We start from the raw sequence: 16,197 nt of genomic DNA on the forward strand, positions 1-16,197 counted from the left end.
GTGGCGTCCGTCACATCGGGAGAACTCCCGAGGGGCTGCCCATTCCTCAGCACCGCACCCCGACCGATCCGAGATGGGTGAACTGTGCGCTGATCGTTGCGCCGGCGGGCGCGTCGACCGCGTCGGTCAAGCCACCGGTCATCACGATCCAGCCTGCCTCGATGGCATGACCGCGCTGGGCGAGCGAGTTGGCGGCCATGGCGAGCGCCTCCGCGGGATGCCCCTGTACCGCCGCGCCGACCCCGGTCGCCACCAGCCGTCCGTCGACCTCGAGCAGACAAGCCTCCAGCGGCAGATTCAATGTTGTCGGGTCTGCGCCGACCGGTCCGGTCACGTAATAGGCGGAGGACGCGTTGTCGGCGATCACATCCGGCAGTGTGAAGCGGAAGTCGAGGTAGCGGCTGTCGATGATCTCGAGGCTCGCGTACACCCGATCCACCGCTGCCAGTGCGGTGGCGGCCGTGATGCCCGGCCCCTCCAACCGCCGCCCCATGACGAACGTGATCTCGGGCTCGATCCGGGGATGAATCAGCAGCTCCCGTGGCAGTGGGGTGCCGTGGGGCAGTGTCATCGCATCAGTGAGCCACGCGGTCAACGGCGCGGATACACCCATCTGGCGTTGCTTGGCGGGCGAGGTCAGGCCCAATTTGACGCCGATGATGTTCTCGCCACGCTCGATTCGCTGACTCAGCGCCTCGTCTTGAACGCGGTAGGCCAGGTCGATATCGAGCTCCGGGTACTCGGTGGTGAGCGGACCGCGTGCGGTGCGCACAGCCTCCGCGCGCAGCAGTTCAGCCGCCAATGAGTCGGCCGATGATTGTGGCTCCAGGACCCGGATCGGTCCGCAGGGTTCTACTTTCATGTCGCGCTCCTCGCGTCGTTCTTGGGCTCGGTGAACGTTCACCCTGATCGCCGCCGCGGACCATGAGAATCGTTGCGGTCCGCCCCCCGGAACATCGGTGCCGACGATGCGGGGACAGCCGTGTTTGCCGTTCTGCGGAACATCGCCGTTGCCGCGCGCGTCGTTGTCGTCGACCCTGCCATCTCGACAAACAGTGCTGGAACAGAAGGGAATCGCCCATGGCCACCTTGGCCGTCGACAGTGTCGAGATCTACTACGAGGAGCATGGGCAGGGGGAGCCGTTGCTGCTGGTGCACGGCGCCGCCGCGTCCGGGCGGTGGTTCGGTGACCTCGTGCCCAGGCTGGCACGGACACACCGGGTAATCGTGCCGGACCTGCGTGGGCTGGGGCGCAGCGAACGCGTTGCGCCGCTGGTGCATCCGCGGGTGTGGGTGTCGGACCTGTGGCGACTCTTGGATCAGCTCGAACTCGATCGGGTCAACCTCGCCGGGGTTTCGCTGGGGTCGCGGATCGCAGGCCGATTGGTGCTCGACGATGCGACCCGGATCCGGACATTGACCGTGGATGCGCCGATCATCGGGTTGAGCACCAGCGGAAACACCTCCCTCAATACGGTTTTCACCGAGATCGACCCCGACAGCGAGCAGGCTCGCGAATGGCAGACCCTGCACGGTGACGACTGGCGCGCTGCCATCGCCTTCTACGCCGAAACGCGCGCCACCGCCGAGTTCCAGGAGTACTTGACGCTGCGGCCACATCTCGCTGACCTCACGGTGCCGACACTGGTGTGCCGCGGCGATCACGACGACGCGATCCACCCGGTGGATGATGCCTTCATCTGGCACAAGCAGGCGCCGGACACTCGGCTTTTCATCGCGCCGGGCATGAGCCAGTCGTCGGTGATGCTGGAACGCGCCGATTCGTTCGTCACGGCGTTCACCGCGTTCCAGACGAGCTGTGCGTCTGCGCTGTCGGCATGAGCCGGGTACTCGTCACGGGATTCGGCGCATACGCGCAGGAGACCGACAACCCCAGCGGCTTGATCGCACAGCGGCTCGATGGGCGGCGGCTCGATGGTTTCGATGTCGTCGGCCGGGTACTCCCGGTGGACACCGAGGCGGTGCGGGAGGCGCTGAGTGCGGCCATCGAATTCGCCCAGGCCGACGTCATTCTCGTCACTGGGGTGGCACCGGGACGTACAGCACCTGCGCTCGAGCGTGTCGCAATCAATGTGCGGGACTTCCCGATTCCCGATATCGAGGGCCGCACACCGGTCGACGAGCCCGTCGAGCCGGATGCGCCCGCAGCCTATCTGAGCACGCTGCCCGTCAAGGCGATCGTCGACGGCTGGCGACGCGCGGGAATTCCGGGATACGTCTCGAATACCGCTGGTACATACCTGTGCAATCAAACTTTCTATCTTGCCCGGCATCTCGCGCGGGAGTCGGCGGCGCGGGTCGGCATGCTGCACGTTCCGGTCACACCGGCCCGTGCCGTCGAAGCCGTTGCGCCGCAACCGATTCCGTCGGTATCGCTGGACCAGCTGGAGGCGGCTGTGCTACTGGCTATTTCGATCGCTGCACGATTCGAAGGGCCGGATCTTCCTATTGGAGGCGGTGCGATCAGTTGACGACGACGCAGCGCTGGGAGCAGTCCAGCAGTCGCACTCTGGAGGTGGACGGGAGCGCGGTCCACTTTCACGATGTGGGCTCGGGCCCGCCGGTGATCGTTCAGCAGGCATTCGGTCCGTTGCCCGGTACCACGGCGTGGCTGACATACCATCGGGTGCTGGCGGACCTGGCGGCCGATCACCGCTGTATCTTGGTGGACTACCCCAACTTCGGGCGCAGCGCCGCACGCGAGTTCCATGAGCCGGTTCACGACCTGTATGTGCGGAACACCCTCGCGATACTCGACGAGCTCGATCTGGACACCGTCACCCTGCTCGGCGTGTCTACCGGCGGCACCGTCGCACTCGATATGGCGCTGACCGCTCCAGAGCGCGTCTCTCGACTCATTGTCGGAGGCTGTAGTGCGTCCACCGGCGGTGACCCGTATCTGCTCGCACCCGCGCCGACCGAAGTGGGAAGGCTGTTCGACGAATGTCAGTCGGGCCCACCCGATCTCGGTGCCATCTCCCGTCTGCTTCGCGGGATCGTGTATGACGCCGGACTGATCGGCGACGACCTCGTCGAGGACATGTACAAGTGGCGGCTGCGCGAGCCGGAGCATGCCGCGACCTGGTCACGCTCGACGATTGTCCCACGCAGCAATCTGCAAGCGCTGTCGACGATTACGGTGCCGACGCTCGTCGTGCACGGGCGCTTCGACCGGATGGTGCCGCTGGAGGGTGCACTGATGCTGCTCGGCCATCTGCCGACCGCGGACTTGGTTGTGCTGAACAACTGCGGGCATTGGCCGCCCTTCGAGCGTCCGCGCGAATTCATGACCGCGGTCCGGGCATTTCTGACCGCCTGAGGATCCTGCGATCGGGCACTGGTGTTCCGGCTGACGGATCGGTGCCGTTGTCGGGCCCGACAGCTATCGCGCATGCTCCACACCCACGCCGGAGCCGACATCGCGGCATCCAGCGTATTTCATCAGGAAGGCAATACGAGATCATGACTGAAGTTGTCGGGCTCGGCTACGTGGGCCTCTACGCGACGGATCTGGACGCCTGGCGCGCATACGGCACCGAGATTCTCGGCCTGCAGGATGTCTCCGCCGCGGTAGGGGCCGACCAGGACACGGTCCTGCTGCGCGCCGACGAACGCGGCTGGCGGTTCGCGATTCACCGGGGTGAGGCCGGCGGGGCGGCATATATCGGCTGGGAAGTCGTCAACCGGCAGGCGCTCGACGCGCTCGGTCGCAGGCTGGCCGCGGCAGGTGTGGCGGTCGAAGAGGATGCGCAGTGCGCAGCGACCCGCCGGGTGGAGGGGCTGCTGTGGTGCGTGGACTCCGACGGCCACCGGATCGAATTCTTCTACGGTGCCCGCGTGCCGAAGCAACCGTTCCTTTCGCCGCGTGGGATCCGTTTCGTCACAGGTGATCTCGGTCTGGGACACGTCTTCTTCTTCGTCACCGACCTGGCCGCCGCCAAGGAGTTCTATCTCGACGTGCTCGGATTCCGGCTCAGCGACACCATCGAGTTCCACGGACGCAAGGTCCACTTCCTGCACGTCAACCCGCGCCACCACAGCCTCGCATTCGTGCAGAACAACGAATTGGCCCCGGCCCTGGGACATTTCATGCTCGAGGTGGCCGACATCGACGACGTCGGACGGACCCTGGACGAGGTAGCGACCCGGGGCGTACAGCTCACCGAAACGCTCGGCAGGCATACCAACGATCTGGCGCTGTCCTTCTTCATGAAGAACCCATCCGGATCCGAGGTCGAGTACGGCTACGACGGCCGCCTTGTCGACGATTCGACCTGGCGGGTGTCGAACTACGACTCGACCAGCCTGTGGGGCCATCGCCGCGATTGAGATGCACTGCCCGAAAGAGCTCGAGAGGCACCGAACATGACCGAGAGGACGAAATGACCGAAACCTACGCCGTCATCGGCGCGAGCCTGGCGGGGGCACGTGCGGTCGAGGCGCTTCGAGACGAAGGGTTCGACGGTCGCGTCGTCCTGATCGGCGCCGAGCACCACCTGCCCTACGATCGCCCGCCGCTGTCGAAAGAAGTGATTCTGGGACAGAAGCAACCCGGCATGACACTGATCCATCGCGATGGATTCTACTCCGACAACGATATCGAACTGCGCCTCGGCGTGCGTGCAACCCGCATCGATACGCACAGTCGCGCAGTCGAACTCGATAACGGTACGTCGCTGCGTGTGGACAAGTTGTTGCTCTGCACAGGTACCGCGCCGCGCCGGCCGGATATCCCCGGACTCGACCTCGACGGGGTGCATTTCCTGCGTACGGTGGACGACGCGATCGCCATCCGGGGACGATTGCTGACCGGCGGTTCTGTGGTCATCGTCGGTGGTGGGTTGATCGGGATGGAGCTCGCGGCCGCCGCGGTCGTGCTGGGCAATGAAGTCACAGTGTTGGAGCGCGACGCCGGACTATTGCGGCGCGTGCTCGGCACGCGGATCGGAGACCGACTGTCGCGCTGGCATTCCGAGCGTGGCGTGCACATTCGAACCGACGCGGAGGTGGCCCGGATCGAGGGCGATCACCGGGTGCGCAGGGTGCGCACCGCGGATGGATTCGTCGCCGAGGCCGACCTGGTGGTGGTCGGCATCGGCGTCGTTCCGGCACTCGATGTGGCTCGGGACTGCGGCATCGAGATCGACAACGGCATCGTCGTCGACGAATTCTGCGAGACCTCGGTGCCTGGTATCTACGCGGCGGGCGATGTGGCTCAGCATCCGAATTGGCTGACTGGACAACATATTCGACTCGAGCACTGGCAGCACGCCCAGAATCAGGGCATCGCCGCCGCCCGTGCGATGGCGGGACGCCGCGAACCTTATCGGGAAGTCCCGTGGTTCTGGTCCGATCAGGGCGACACCAACATTCAGGTCGCAGGCGATCCCCGGACCGCCGATGAGCAGGTGTGGCGCGGTGATCCGGAATCGCTGGACTTCACCGTGTTCCACCTGCGCCGCGGAGTGCTGGTCGGAGTGGTCGGGGTCAACCGCCGCCGCGATGTCCGAATGGCGATGCCCTTGATCGAAAAACAGGTGCGCCCGGTGCCCGCGCTGCTTGCCGACCCTTCGGTGGATATACGCAGCGTCGATGACGGCGCCGCGACGGCCACGAGCGCCCAGTGGTGAAGAGGAGAAGACAATGACAACAACCGAGAAGTCGGAGAATCTTGTCCGGGTGTGTGCCGTCGGGGAACTGACCCCCGGCAACGTCACTCGGGTGAATACGCAGCCGCCCATCGCGGTATACAACATCGACGGCGCCTTCTACGCGACGGCGGACTGGTGCTCGCACGACAAGTCGTCGCTGGCCGATGAAGGATACATCGAGAACGGTCAGATCGAATGCGGCTGGCATTTCGCAAAATTCTGCATCAAGACCGGTGCGGTCACCGCGCCACCTGCATCCGCGCCGCTCGCCAAGTACGAGGTCCAGGTCGTCGACGATGCCGTCTATGTCGTGATCGAGAGCTGAAACCGCTGTTCCGCAGCTCAGAACGAACGTATCGACTGGACACTCGCGCACTGCTTGGCTGTAGTGCAGTCATTGAATAGCAATGCCGGACAATCATATTGAAAGGAGATGGTCGTGGCTGTTGACGCCGATTATCTGCATTCACTGGTGAACTGGAAGAAGGGCAATATCGGGCCCGAGATCTTCATTAGTGAAGAAATCTACAAGCTGGAGCAGGAGCGCATTTTCGGGCGCTCCTGGCTGTTCCTGGCGCACGACAGTATGATCCCGAATCCCCACGACTTCTTCGCGACCTACATGGGCGGAGATCCGGTGCTCGTGGTGCGTCAGCCTGATGGCGGAGTCAAAGCATTCCTCAATGTCTGCCGCCACCGCGGCATGCGGGTGTGCCGCGCCGAGGAGGGCAACACCCGCTCGTTCATGTGCACCTATCACGGCTGGACCTACGACAGCGCGGGCAAGCTGATCGGCGTCCCGAACATGGAGGACGCCTACTTCAACAAGCTGTCGCTGGAGGACAACGGCCTGATCCAGGTCGCGCAGGTCGACAGCTACCAAGGTCTGATCTTCGGAAACTTCGACCAGGCCGCGCCGCCGCTGCACGAGTACCTGGGTGATCTGAAGTACTACATCGACGGCTGGGTCGATCATGCCGAAGGCGGCATCGAGGTGTTGCCCGGCGCGATCAAGTGGACCATCAACGCCAATTGGAAGCTGGCCGCCGAACAGTTCGCCGGCGACACGTATCACGCCACCACGAGCCATCTTTCGTCGCTCCTGGCCTTCGGCCCCGGCTTCGAGGCCAAGGACGGCGCACATGTCTCTCTGCGGGAGGGCCACGGCGAGAGCTTCCTGTTCGAGCGCCACACCAGGTTCGCGGACGACCCGCTCGGCCAGTACAACGAGAACAAGCGCCGCATCGCGCGCGAGCGGGTCGGCGATCGCGCCGATATGGTCGCCAACTTCAACGCGTTCCCGAACTTCGCAGGCCTGCCGGGTTCTGCCAATCTGCGGGTGTGGCACCCCAAGGGTCCCGGCAAGTTCGAGATCTGGTCGTTCACCGTCGTGGAGAAGAACGCGCCCGAGGAAGTGAAACGCGCGCAACAGATTTCGGCGTCCTTTACCGAGGGGGCCGCCGGTGTCGTCGAGACCGACGATGGGGAGAACTGGGGCATGATCGGTGGCGTCCTCGAACACGGCTATCAGGCGCGGAAGATGGCCTGGAACTACGAGATGGGCCTCGGAAACGAGCAGGAACACTCGGAATTTCCGGGCGAATACTACGACACGTTCTTCGGCGAGGCGGGTCAGCGCGGATTCTACCGGCGCTGGTTGGAATTCATGACAAGCGAGGCGTGGCCAGTGATTCCGCCGGCAGACCGGAACGGTGAGATGGCTGCGGCAGCGCCCGTAGTAGCAGGAGGTGCGGAATGACCGTTGAAGGAATCGTGGCGCCCGAAGGCACGAATGCCCTGGGACAGTTGCTACTCCAGCATCAAGTCGAGCAGTTCCTCTACCGTGAGGCGCGGTTGCTCGATCGCTGGCAGTGGGGCACCTGGCTCGAGCTGTTCACCGAGGACATCCTCTACTGGATGCCGGTGCGCAAGAACCGTCTTCGCCGCCAACGCGATCAGGACGAGGTGCCCCAGGGCATCGAAATGGCGCACTTCTATGACAATTACGAGTCGCTGCGGATGCGCGTGAACCAAATGCACTCCGGAACCCACTGGGCCGAGGACCCGCCCTCGCGCTGCCGACATCTGGTGTCCAACGTCGTCGTCACTCCGCGTGGCGAGCATGGCTGCGCCGCAGTGGAATCCGCGGAGTTCGACGTTGTGTCGAACTTCCTGCTGTACCGGAATCGACTCGAGTCGGAGACCGATGTCTGGGTGGGTGAACGACGCGATGTACTGCGTGTGACCGACGGCGAATTCAAGATCGCGAAACGCACGATCCTGCTCGACCAGAACGTCGTGCAATCGAAGAACCTCAGCGTGCTGTTCTAGCTCGCCGCCGGAATCTGAAGGAGACGAATTGCCATGGTAGTTACCAATATCGACGATTCTGCGGACGTGGCCTTGCATCAGACGCTGGTCGAGCGTGCGCGGGCGCTCGGGCCGCAGATCCGGGAGCTGTCCCAGGTGACGGAGGCGCTGCGCTCGGTGCCGCGGGAGCTGATCGACCAGATACTGGCGGCCGGGCTCGGCGGACGGATCCTCGCCCCGCGCCGATTCGGAGGTGATGAGCTCACGCTCGACACCATGTACGAGGTATCGCTGGAACTCGGCCGCGCCTGTGCATCCACCGCATGGTGTGCGGCGCTGCTGCCACACGATGCGCACATGGTCGGGTTCTTCCCGCTCACCGCGCAGGAGGCGGTGTGGGCGGACGGACCGGACGCCTGCATCGCCGCATCGCTGGCCCCCGCGGCGACCGTGCAGAAGGTCGACGGCGGCTATCGGCTGACGGGCAAGCACGCCTTTGCCAGCGGTGTCGACCACGCGTCCTGGGTAATTGTCAGCGGGCTGATCAAGGACGGCGGCCGGCCGGCGAATCACCACTTCCTGGTGCGGCCGGGCGATTACACCATCGATGACGACTGGTATGCGGCCGGCATGCGCGGCACCGGCAGTAAGACCATCGTGGTCGACGATATATTCGTACCGGACGGGTTCGTACTACCCGCGGCGGCCTTGGTATCGGGCGACGGTCCGGGCACCGAAATCAATCAGGGCCCGCTCTACCGTCAGCCGCTGGCGCTCCACGCCGGGCTCACCTTCCTCGGCCCGATGATGGGTACATCTCTGGACGCATACGACCACTTCGTCGAGTGGGCGCGCAGCCGCCCGCAGACCGCCGGCTCGGAGATCGTCCAGGAGGCGGTCGCGCGCACCGCGGCCGACCTCGGGCTGGCGCAGCTGTCGATTCGGCGAATCCTGGACGCAGCCGGCACTTCCGGGCGGCTCGAGCTGGCCGATCGTGCCGAGATCCTGCGCGACTACAACCGGGTGGCCGAGCTGCTCGTCGAGTCCGTCGATCGACTGTTCGCGCTCAGCGGCACGTCCGGTTTCAAGGACACCAGCCCGATGCAGCAGAAGTGGCGCGACATCCACATGATGGCCAGCCACGTCTCGTTCGCCCGCGCCAACTATCAGCATTACGGACGCATGGTGCTCGGTCTCGAGCGCGACCCCAAGCTAGCGGTGTTCTGAGTCGCAGTCCTCACACACTCCACGTTGTTCCACTAGATCTCCGGAAAGAAGCAGATCCATGGCCGCTGTCAGCCAACTCAGTTATGTCGTAGGGACGTCCAGCGACGTCCCGGGGTGGACACAGTATGCGACCGACGTTCTCGGACTGGAGGTGTCGCGCGACAGCGACAACAGTCTGCTCTACGTCCGCGCCGACGACCGGCACCACCGGATCGGAGTGCGCGCAGGCCACGACGATGATGTGGCGTATGTGGGCTGGGATGTGCCCTCGAAGGTGGCGCTCGAAGCCGCAGCGGCCCAGCTCGAGGCCGCAGGCGTCGTCGTAACGGCGGGAACGCCGGAGGAGGCGGCCGATCGGCGAGTCATGGAGTTCGTCCACTTCATCTGCCCGTATTCGGAAGTGCGGATGGAGCTCGTGCTCGGACACGAGAAGGTGTTCATGCCGCGGTTCCGTCCGGGGCGGGACATGGCGGGGTTCAATACCGGCGAGATGGGCATGGGGCATGTCGTGCTCTACGCCGCCGACATCCTCGGCGCGGCCGACTTCTATTCGCGGGTACTGGGTTTCGGTGTCAGCGACTTCGCCCACATTCCGAAGGTGGGACCGTTCGCGGTATTCCTGCACTGCAACTCGCGCCATCATTCGCTTGCGTTCATGAATATTCCGGGTGCGCCGCGCCGCATCCAGCACGTCATGTTCGAGACGGTCAGCATCGATGACGTCGGCCACAGCTACGACCTGTGCCTCGAGCGCGGTATCACCAGCACTTCGACCGGTCGCCACCAGAACGACCATGTCTTCTCGTTCTACTTCCGCAACCCTTCCGGATGGCATTTCGAGTACGGCTGGGGCCCGCGGCTGGTCGACCCGGCAACGTGGACGGCTGAAAGCTATTCCCTGGGTTCAGGTTTCGCCTGGGGACACCACGGCCTGATGAAGATGGTGTGACTGCCGTGGAACGAAGGATGCGGCCATTCATCGTCGGGCTCGGCGGCACACTGCGCGCCGAGTCGTCGACGGAGTCGGCTCTGCGCATTGCGCTGGACGCCGCCGCCGCGAACGGTGCGCGCACGGAACTGTTCGGCGGCAGCGTGCTCGCGGCCCTGCCGATGTACGACCCGGACGGGCCGAAAGTCGCTGAGGCCCAAAAGCTCATCGATGCACTGCGAGTCGCCGACGGCGTAATCATCGCGTCGCCCGGCTACCACGGGTCGATATCGGGATTGGTGAAGAACGCCCTCGACTATGTCGAGGACCTTCGCGAGGACGGCAACCCGTATCTCTCGGGCCGCGCGGTCGGGTGCGTGACCACGGCCTACGGCTGGCAGGCCGCGGTCACCACGCTGCAAACGCTGCGCAGCATCGTGCACGCGTTGCGGGGCTGGCCCACTCCGCTGGGGGCGGCGATCAACTCGGCGACCACGCGGATCGCCTACGGGCAACAGCCGGACGAGCGAGTCGAATTTCAATTGCAGACCGTCGGTCGCGAAGTGTGCGCACTGAGTGGGATGGCGCGCACGGTCAATAACGGTGTCGCGGTTGCCATACCGGAATAGGTAGTGGCTCGGCGCGCAAGGAATCGCCCCGATATTCGGATTCATCGAATATCGGGGCGATATGCATCGGCAAGGATGCGCGTTGGTCAGGCATCCTCGAAGATTGCGAAATGCTTCCCCGCGGTGAGCCCGCCATCGACGGCCAGGACTGCGCCGGTGATGTAACTGGCCTCGTCGGAGGCAAGGAAGACTGCCGGCCGGGCAATCTCTTCCGGTTCGGCATAGCGCTTCATCGGGCACAGGCCATCGAGCAGGGAGTCATGTCCGGGTACTCGATCGAGGTAGTCCTGAATGCGGGGAGTCATCGTGCTTCCGGGGCAGATCGCGTTCACGCGGATGGCGTCGGCGGCATAGTCCATTGCCATGTTCTTGGTCAGCAGCAGGACTCCGCCCTTGGCGGCACTGTAAGCGGAGCAGCGGTTTTCGGCGAGCAGTCCCGCGGTCGAGGATATGTTGACGATACTGCCGCCGCCCACCCGCCGCAGTTCGGGGATAACGAACTTCGAGCAGCGATAGACCGAGGTCAGGTTGATATCGATCATCCGATACCAATCGCTGTCGGCCATCTCGTCGATGCGCTTCGGCAGGCTCGCGCCCGCGACATTGAACAGTGCGTCGATCCGGCCGAAGCTGTCGAGGGCCGTCGCGACGACACGTGGCATCGCATCGGCGTCCGTGACATCGGCGGCCACCCACGCGGATTGCCCGCCGGCGTCGGTGATCGATCGGGCCGTCGCGCGGGCCGCGTCGCCGTGCAGATCCGCGACGACCACCGAGCCGCCACGCGCGGTCCACTCGACCGCGATAGCCCGCCCGATACCTGCGCCCGCAGCGGTGACGATAGCGGTCCGGCCGGCCAGCGACAAATGAGAATTCGAATTGGACACTTTTATTCGACCCTTCGGGTAAACGCACGAAGAACGGGCTGAGGTCAATTCAGCTGTTCCGGCATGTGGCACAACGGATTTGAGTGTGGTGACGCTTGACCTGGTGTGAATCGAATCATAAGATTCGTGCAACCGGCAGTAGCTTTGTTCTACGCGCTGGAATCAAATGGGCAGATCGGCGAGGGTCGACTCGGGCGGTCCGATGCCCGCAAAAATATCGATGCGGAGGCGTGGTGTTAGTCACCAAATATGAACCAGAAGTCGCGGCGGACTATGAGCGGGTTCGGGCGTCGATCGCCGCGCGCTTCGCCAATCCGCTCGACCTGCCCAAGGAGATATTCTCCGATCCGCTGGTGTACCGGGAAGAGTTGCAGCGGATCTTCTACGGTCCGTACTGGCATCCGGTCGCGCACCGAGCGGAATTGGGCGAAGTCAACAGCTTCAAAACGGCATGGCTCGGCGAAGTCCCGATCCTGGTCAGCCGGGGTTCCGATGACAAGATTCGAGCCTTCGTCAACACCTGCACCCATCGCGGGACGTTGCTGGAACAGCGCTCAGCCGGAGTAGCCACAGAGTTCCAATGTCCGTATCACCGTTGGCTTTTCAACAGTTCGGGTGACTTCTGCGGAGCGCCGGGGGAGCGGGATTTCCGTTCCGACTTCGATCGCAAGGACTACGCGCTGCCGGAACTGCGGGTCGCGGAGCTGGCCGGGTTGATCTTCGTGACCAGACATCGCGAGACCCCGTTGCTCGAAACCTTTCTCGGCGAGTGCGCAGATTCGGTGCGTGATTGCCTGCTCGACGATGGGAACCTCACCCTGCTCGGCTACCAGAAGGTCGTCTACAAAACGAACTGGAAGACCTACTTCGACAACGACTTCTATCATGCGCCGTTGCTGCACACCGGGTTTCGGATTCTGGGTTGGCAAGGTGGCAAGGGTGAAGTTCGGATCACACAACCGGTCGGCCACTTCTCGGTCGGCTATCAGAGCACACCGTACGTCGACAACGGCTACCTGGCGGATCCGAGCGTCGTACAGTTTCGCGGCGCGGACGACAGGGCCAGAGTTGTGGCATTGCGCCCGGTCACGGTGCTGACCAAGCATGTCGACACCATCAACGTGCGATTCGCACGCCCACGTGGTGTCGATCGCACCGAGGTCAGCTATGCGTTCTTCGGGCACGCCGGCGACACCGAGGAGTATCGCGCGCATCGAGTACGGCAGGCATCGAATCTGTTGGGGCCCAGCGGTTTCATCACGATCGAGGATGCCGCGGTGTTCAACCGCCAGCAAATGACCGCGGACGACGGGACATTGGCCCGCTTCGTCAAGGGCGTCGACGGCCGCCCCGAAGACGCCACTCAGAACGACGAGATCGGCAATACCGTCGGCTGGGCGAACTACCGGAAGGTGATGGGCTTTGATTACTGAGACTACCGCCGGACTGCTCGCGATCGACGAGCTGCTCGGGCGCTGCTCCTACGTGCTCGACCAACAGGACTGGGCGCAATGGCCGGACCTGTTCGCGCAGGAATGCTCGTACACCGTGCAAACTCTCGACAACATCGAGCGCGGCTTGCCGCTGGCCTATATGTATGACGACAATCGCGCCAGAGTGCTGGACCGCGTCAAGTTCATCACCGAGGTGTGGGCGGGGACCATCGAGCCGTACCGGACTCGCCATGTCACCCAGCGTACCCACGCGAGCCCGGTGGATGCCGACCACTGGATGATCCGTTCGAACTTCCACGTGAGCTTCACCGAGAACGATTCGCTATCAGGACTTTTGGCGACCGGGTACTACGAAGACGTGATCGAGCTCGCTGGTGGCAACGCTCGGCTGACGAGTCGCGCAGTTCGCCTCGACAGTATGCCTGCTCGCTATCTCGTATATCCGCTGTAGCGGTTGACACTTCGGCGCGTGACCGCCGCGGTTCAGGCTTCCTCAGGAGATTAGTATGACCGACCTAGCATTTCTCTCCGCACGCGAGCTCGCTGCCGCCATCGCCGCAAAGGAGGTGTCGAGCACCGAGCTACTCGACCACTACCTGTCCCGGGTGGAGCAATTCAATCCGCAGGTGAACGCCATCGTCGCCTGGGATGAAGAGGGTGCGAGAGCTGCGGCATCGGCGGCCGATCGCGCCGTCTCCCGCGGCGAGCAGCTCGGCTGCCTGCATGGTGTGCCCGTGACGATCAAGGACAGTCTCGAAGTTGCGGGCATGCGAACCACCGGTGGTTCGACCAGATGGGGACACCATGTCTCGACCTGCGACGCCGACTCGGTCGCGCAACTCAAGAACGCGGGCGCGATCGTTTTCGGCAAGTCCAACCTTCCGGAAGACGCCCGGGACTGGCAGACCTACAACGAGATCTACGGAACCACGAGCAATCCCTGGGACCTGACCCGCGGACCCGGCGGTTCCTCCGGCGGGTCCGCCGCCGCCCTCGCCGCGGGTTTGACCGGCCTGGAGCTCGGTGGCGACACGGCAGGCTCGATTCGGGTGCCCGCCCACTTCTGCGGTGTGTACGGGCTGCGCCCGTCATACGGAATCGTCCCGAGACACGGCAGCGTCTCGGGACATGCTCCCGGGACGCTCGCGGAGTTCGACATGGCGGTATTGGGACCGCTCGGCAGGCACGCCGACGACCTCGATCTTGGTCTCGACGTCCTCGCAGTGCCGGACCCCGACCGCGCCCCGGCGTGGCGGCTGGAGCTGCCTCCGGCGAGATCGAGCACACTGCGGGAGTTCCGGGTCGCCGCATGGCTCGACGACCCGTTCTGCGCCGTCGACAGCGAGCTGGTCGCGATCATGGAGACGGCCCTGGAGGCAGTGCGGGCCGAGGGCGCGGTCGTCGTCGAGCGCAAGGGCCCGGTCGGACTCGAGGAGACGATGGCTCTCTACCAATCGTTACTGATGGCGCAGAGTGGGTTGATCGAACCAGATGAGTCGTATGCCGGACTCGTGGAGATGGCCACAGCCGAAGGGGCCACCGGCGGGTTCGCATCCGACCTGACGGTCCGCTTCCGTGACTGGCACCGGCTCGACGAACGCCGGCAACACTCACGACGCCGCTGGTCAGAGTTCTTTCGCGAGTTCGACGTGCTCCTTTGTCCGGTGAGCCCGACAGCCGCCTTCCCACACGACCATCGACCGGATCCCGGCTGGTCGGTACGAACACTGCAGGTCGACGGCACCGACCGGCCGTATCGCGAGATGCTTGCATGGATGGCGCCCTCGGCGCTCAACCATTTGCCCGCAGCGGTCGCGCCGGTCGGTGCGAACCGGCAGGGTCTTCCGGTCGGTATTCAAGTGATCGCGCCCTACCTCCACGACCGCACGGCAGTGCAGTTCCTGCGGTGCCTTGCCGAGGTTATCGGCGGGTTCCGCCGTCCCCCTGGATTCTGAGTGGTCGCAGTTTCCTCGTCCCGTGGAGTGCTGCGGTCTTGAATCAAATGGCAATGAATCATACTGCTGTCCTTCATATTTCATCGGAACAGATCGCGAAAGATGCATCGGCACTGCCATCGCCTGTTCGCGACGAACATCGGCAACAGCCAGGAAATGGCAAAGGGATCGCCGCAGCAGTCGGCCGCGGACTGCGCCGCGCCGCGGGCGGCTTTCCCGAGGACGGCCGCTTGGCCGCTCTGATTCGAGCTCATCCTTCGACGCAGCGCCAACAACAGTCTGCTGCTGACTATGCTCCTGCAAATGCCGTGGATCGGCGCCCACTATGGCTTCAACCGCCACTGTTCAATCATTGAGGCCAGTTGATCGATCTCGTCTGTCGTCACCGACAACGGATCGCGGCTTGCCGTTCCGATCGCCCCGGTCACCCAGGTGTGCATCCTCCATTTTGATAGGGATCTGGCTAGGACGGGCCATGCCCTGTGACTGGAGCCCGCTGAGCAGGTCCAGCGGTTGTGGGAGTTCTGATGCACCAGAATGGGTGCAGGAGGACGAGATCACGACATGGCGCGACGACGACACACTCCCGAGCAGATCATCCGCAAGCTCCGCGAGGGCGAGAAGCTGCTCGGTGAGAAATTCTCGATCGAGGAAGTGTGTAAACACCTCGAGATTTCCGAGGCCTCCTGGCATCGCTGGCAGGCCCAGTACGGCGGCATGAAATCCGACGACGCCAAACGGCTCAAAGAGCTCGAACGCGAGAACGCGCGGTTGAAGAAGATGGTCGCCGAGCAGGCCCTCGACATCGACATGCTCAAGGAACTGAACCGGGGAAACTACTGAACCCGGACCGGCGCCGCAGAGCCGTTGTGGTTCTGCAGCAACGATTCCGGGTATCGCAACGGCGTGCCTGCGCGGTGGCCGGGCAGTCACGGTCGGTGCAACGGCGACCGCCGGCGGTCACCGAGATCGAACAGGCGTTGCGGGCGCGATTGCGCGCGATCTCGCGCAAGCATCCGCGGTGGGGTTGGCGCAAGGCTCATGCGCTGTGTCGCGGTGAAGGACTGGTGACCAACCATAAACGGACGCAACGCCTCTGGCGGGAGGAGGGATTGAAAAGACCCAGCCGGGCGCG

At 64.1% G+C, this 16,197-nt stretch carries 17 protein-coding genes and 1 pseudogene; 16 read left to right on the forward strand and 2 right to left on the reverse strand.

The window, feature by feature from the left end; genetic code table 11:
• Positions 1 to 46: 46 nt before the first annotated feature.
• Positions 47 to 862, reverse strand: coding sequence for a 2-keto-4-pentenoate hydratase (locus ACFXIV_RS04980; protein WP_379401965.1), 816 nt, complete (start codon positions 860 to 862; stop codon positions 47 to 49).
• Positions 863 to 1,080: 218 nt separating this feature from the next.
• On the opposite strand from ACFXIV_RS04980, the gene ACFXIV_RS04985 reads away from it, so the two are divergent.
• The 11 genes from ACFXIV_RS04985 (at position 1,081) to ACFXIV_RS05035 (ending at position 10,766) form a co-directional block, all read left to right on the forward strand.
• A complete protein-coding gene (locus ACFXIV_RS04985; protein ID WP_379401966.1) occupies positions 1,081 to 1,842 on the forward strand; it encodes an alpha/beta fold hydrolase in 762 nt (253 codons plus the stop codon).
• Positions 1,839 to 2,492 (forward strand): peptidase C15, encoded by a 654-nt coding sequence (locus ACFXIV_RS04990; RefSeq protein ID WP_379401967.1) that lies wholly within the window; start codon positions 1,839 to 1,841, stop codon positions 2,490 to 2,492. Before ACFXIV_RS04985 ends, ACFXIV_RS04990 begins: the two co-directional genes overlap by 4 nt.
• 44 nt (positions 2,493 to 2,536) lie before the next feature.
• Entirely contained in the window at positions 2,537 to 3,340 is an 804-nt protein-coding gene (locus ACFXIV_RS04995) for an alpha/beta fold hydrolase (RefSeq protein ID WP_379421214.1), read from the forward strand.
• Between the two features lie 143 nt (positions 3,341 to 3,483).
• A complete protein-coding gene (locus ACFXIV_RS05000) occupies positions 3,484 to 4,350 on the forward strand; it encodes a VOC family protein (protein ID WP_379401970.1) in 867 nt (288 codons plus the stop codon).
• A gap of 53 nt (positions 4,351 to 4,403) precedes the next feature.
• On the forward strand, positions 4,404 to 5,651 hold the full coding sequence (locus tag ACFXIV_RS05005; RefSeq protein ID WP_379401971.1) for an NAD(P)/FAD-dependent oxidoreductase: 1,248 nt from the start codon (positions 4,404 to 4,406) through the stop codon (positions 5,649 to 5,651).
• 13 nt (positions 5,652 to 5,664) lie between these two features.
• Entirely contained in the window at positions 5,665 to 5,997 is a 333-nt protein-coding gene (locus ACFXIV_RS05010; RefSeq protein WP_379401972.1) for a non-heme iron oxygenase ferredoxin subunit, read from the forward strand.
• 108 nt (positions 5,998 to 6,105) lie between these two features.
• The gene (locus ACFXIV_RS05015) at positions 6,106 to 7,431 is read left to right on the forward strand and encodes an SRPBCC family protein (RefSeq protein WP_379401973.1); all 1,326 of its coding nucleotides are present in this window, start codon (positions 6,106 to 6,108) and stop codon (positions 7,429 to 7,431) included.
• The gene (locus ACFXIV_RS05020) at positions 7,428 to 8,003 is read left to right on the forward strand and encodes an aromatic-ring-hydroxylating dioxygenase subunit beta (RefSeq protein ID WP_379401974.1); all 576 of its coding nucleotides are present in this window, start codon (positions 7,428 to 7,430) and stop codon (positions 8,001 to 8,003) included. Before ACFXIV_RS05015 ends, ACFXIV_RS05020 begins: the two co-directional genes overlap by 4 nt.
• Positions 8,004 to 8,036: 33 nt before the next feature.
• Positions 8,037 to 9,209, forward strand: a complete 1,173-nt coding sequence (locus ACFXIV_RS05025) for an acyl-CoA dehydrogenase family protein (RefSeq protein ID WP_379401975.1) — start codon at positions 8,037 to 8,039, stop codon at positions 9,207 to 9,209.
• Positions 9,210 to 9,267: 58 nt separating this feature from the next.
• Positions 9,268 to 10,158: a VOC family protein gene (locus tag ACFXIV_RS05030; RefSeq protein WP_379401976.1), complete on the forward strand. Its 891-nt coding sequence runs from the start codon at positions 9,268 to 9,270 to the stop codon at positions 10,156 to 10,158.
• Between the two features lie 17 nt (positions 10,159 to 10,175).
• Positions 10,176 to 10,766 (forward strand): NADPH-dependent FMN reductase, encoded by a 591-nt coding sequence (locus ACFXIV_RS05035; RefSeq protein WP_379401977.1) that lies wholly within the window; start codon positions 10,176 to 10,178, stop codon positions 10,764 to 10,766.
• Positions 10,767 to 10,852: 86 nt separating this feature from the next.
• Here the strand turns inward: ACFXIV_RS05035 and ACFXIV_RS05040 are convergent, their stop codons facing one another.
• The gene (locus ACFXIV_RS05040; RefSeq protein ID WP_379401978.1) at positions 10,853 to 11,653 is read right to left on the reverse strand and encodes an SDR family NAD(P)-dependent oxidoreductase; all 801 of its coding nucleotides are present in this window, start codon (positions 11,651 to 11,653) and stop codon (positions 10,853 to 10,855) included.
• 233 nt (positions 11,654 to 11,886) lie between these two features.
• On the opposite strand from ACFXIV_RS05040, the gene ACFXIV_RS05045 reads away from it, so the two are divergent.
• The 5 genes and pseudogenes from ACFXIV_RS05045 to ACFXIV_RS05065 all read left to right on the forward strand — a co-directional run.
• A complete protein-coding gene (locus ACFXIV_RS05045) occupies positions 11,887 to 13,086 on the forward strand; it encodes an aromatic ring-hydroxylating dioxygenase subunit alpha (protein ID WP_379421212.1) in 1,200 nt (399 codons plus the stop codon).
• On the forward strand, positions 13,076 to 13,558 hold the full coding sequence (locus tag ACFXIV_RS05050) for an aromatic-ring-hydroxylating dioxygenase subunit beta (RefSeq protein ID WP_379401980.1): 483 nt from the start codon (positions 13,076 to 13,078) through the stop codon (positions 13,556 to 13,558). Before ACFXIV_RS05045 ends, ACFXIV_RS05050 begins: the two co-directional genes overlap by 11 nt.
• Before the next feature lie 55 nt (positions 13,559 to 13,613).
• Positions 13,614 to 15,062 (forward strand): amidase, encoded by a 1,449-nt coding sequence (locus ACFXIV_RS05055; protein WP_379401981.1) that lies wholly within the window; start codon positions 13,614 to 13,616, stop codon positions 15,060 to 15,062.
• A gap of 38 nt (positions 15,063 to 15,100) precedes the next feature.
• On the forward strand, positions 15,101 to 15,418 hold the full coding sequence (locus ACFXIV_RS05060; RefSeq protein ID WP_379401982.1) for a hypothetical protein: 318 nt from the start codon (positions 15,101 to 15,103) through the stop codon (positions 15,416 to 15,418).
• Positions 15,419 to 15,626: 208 nt separating this feature from the next.
• Positions 15,627 to 16,197 (forward strand): annotated as a pseudogene (locus ACFXIV_RS05065) (transposase); the annotation flags it as partial.

Source organism: Nocardia sp. NPDC059236, from assembly GCF_042754085.1.
Classification (GTDB): domain Bacteria; phylum Actinomycetota; class Actinomycetes; order Mycobacteriales; family Mycobacteriaceae; genus Nocardia.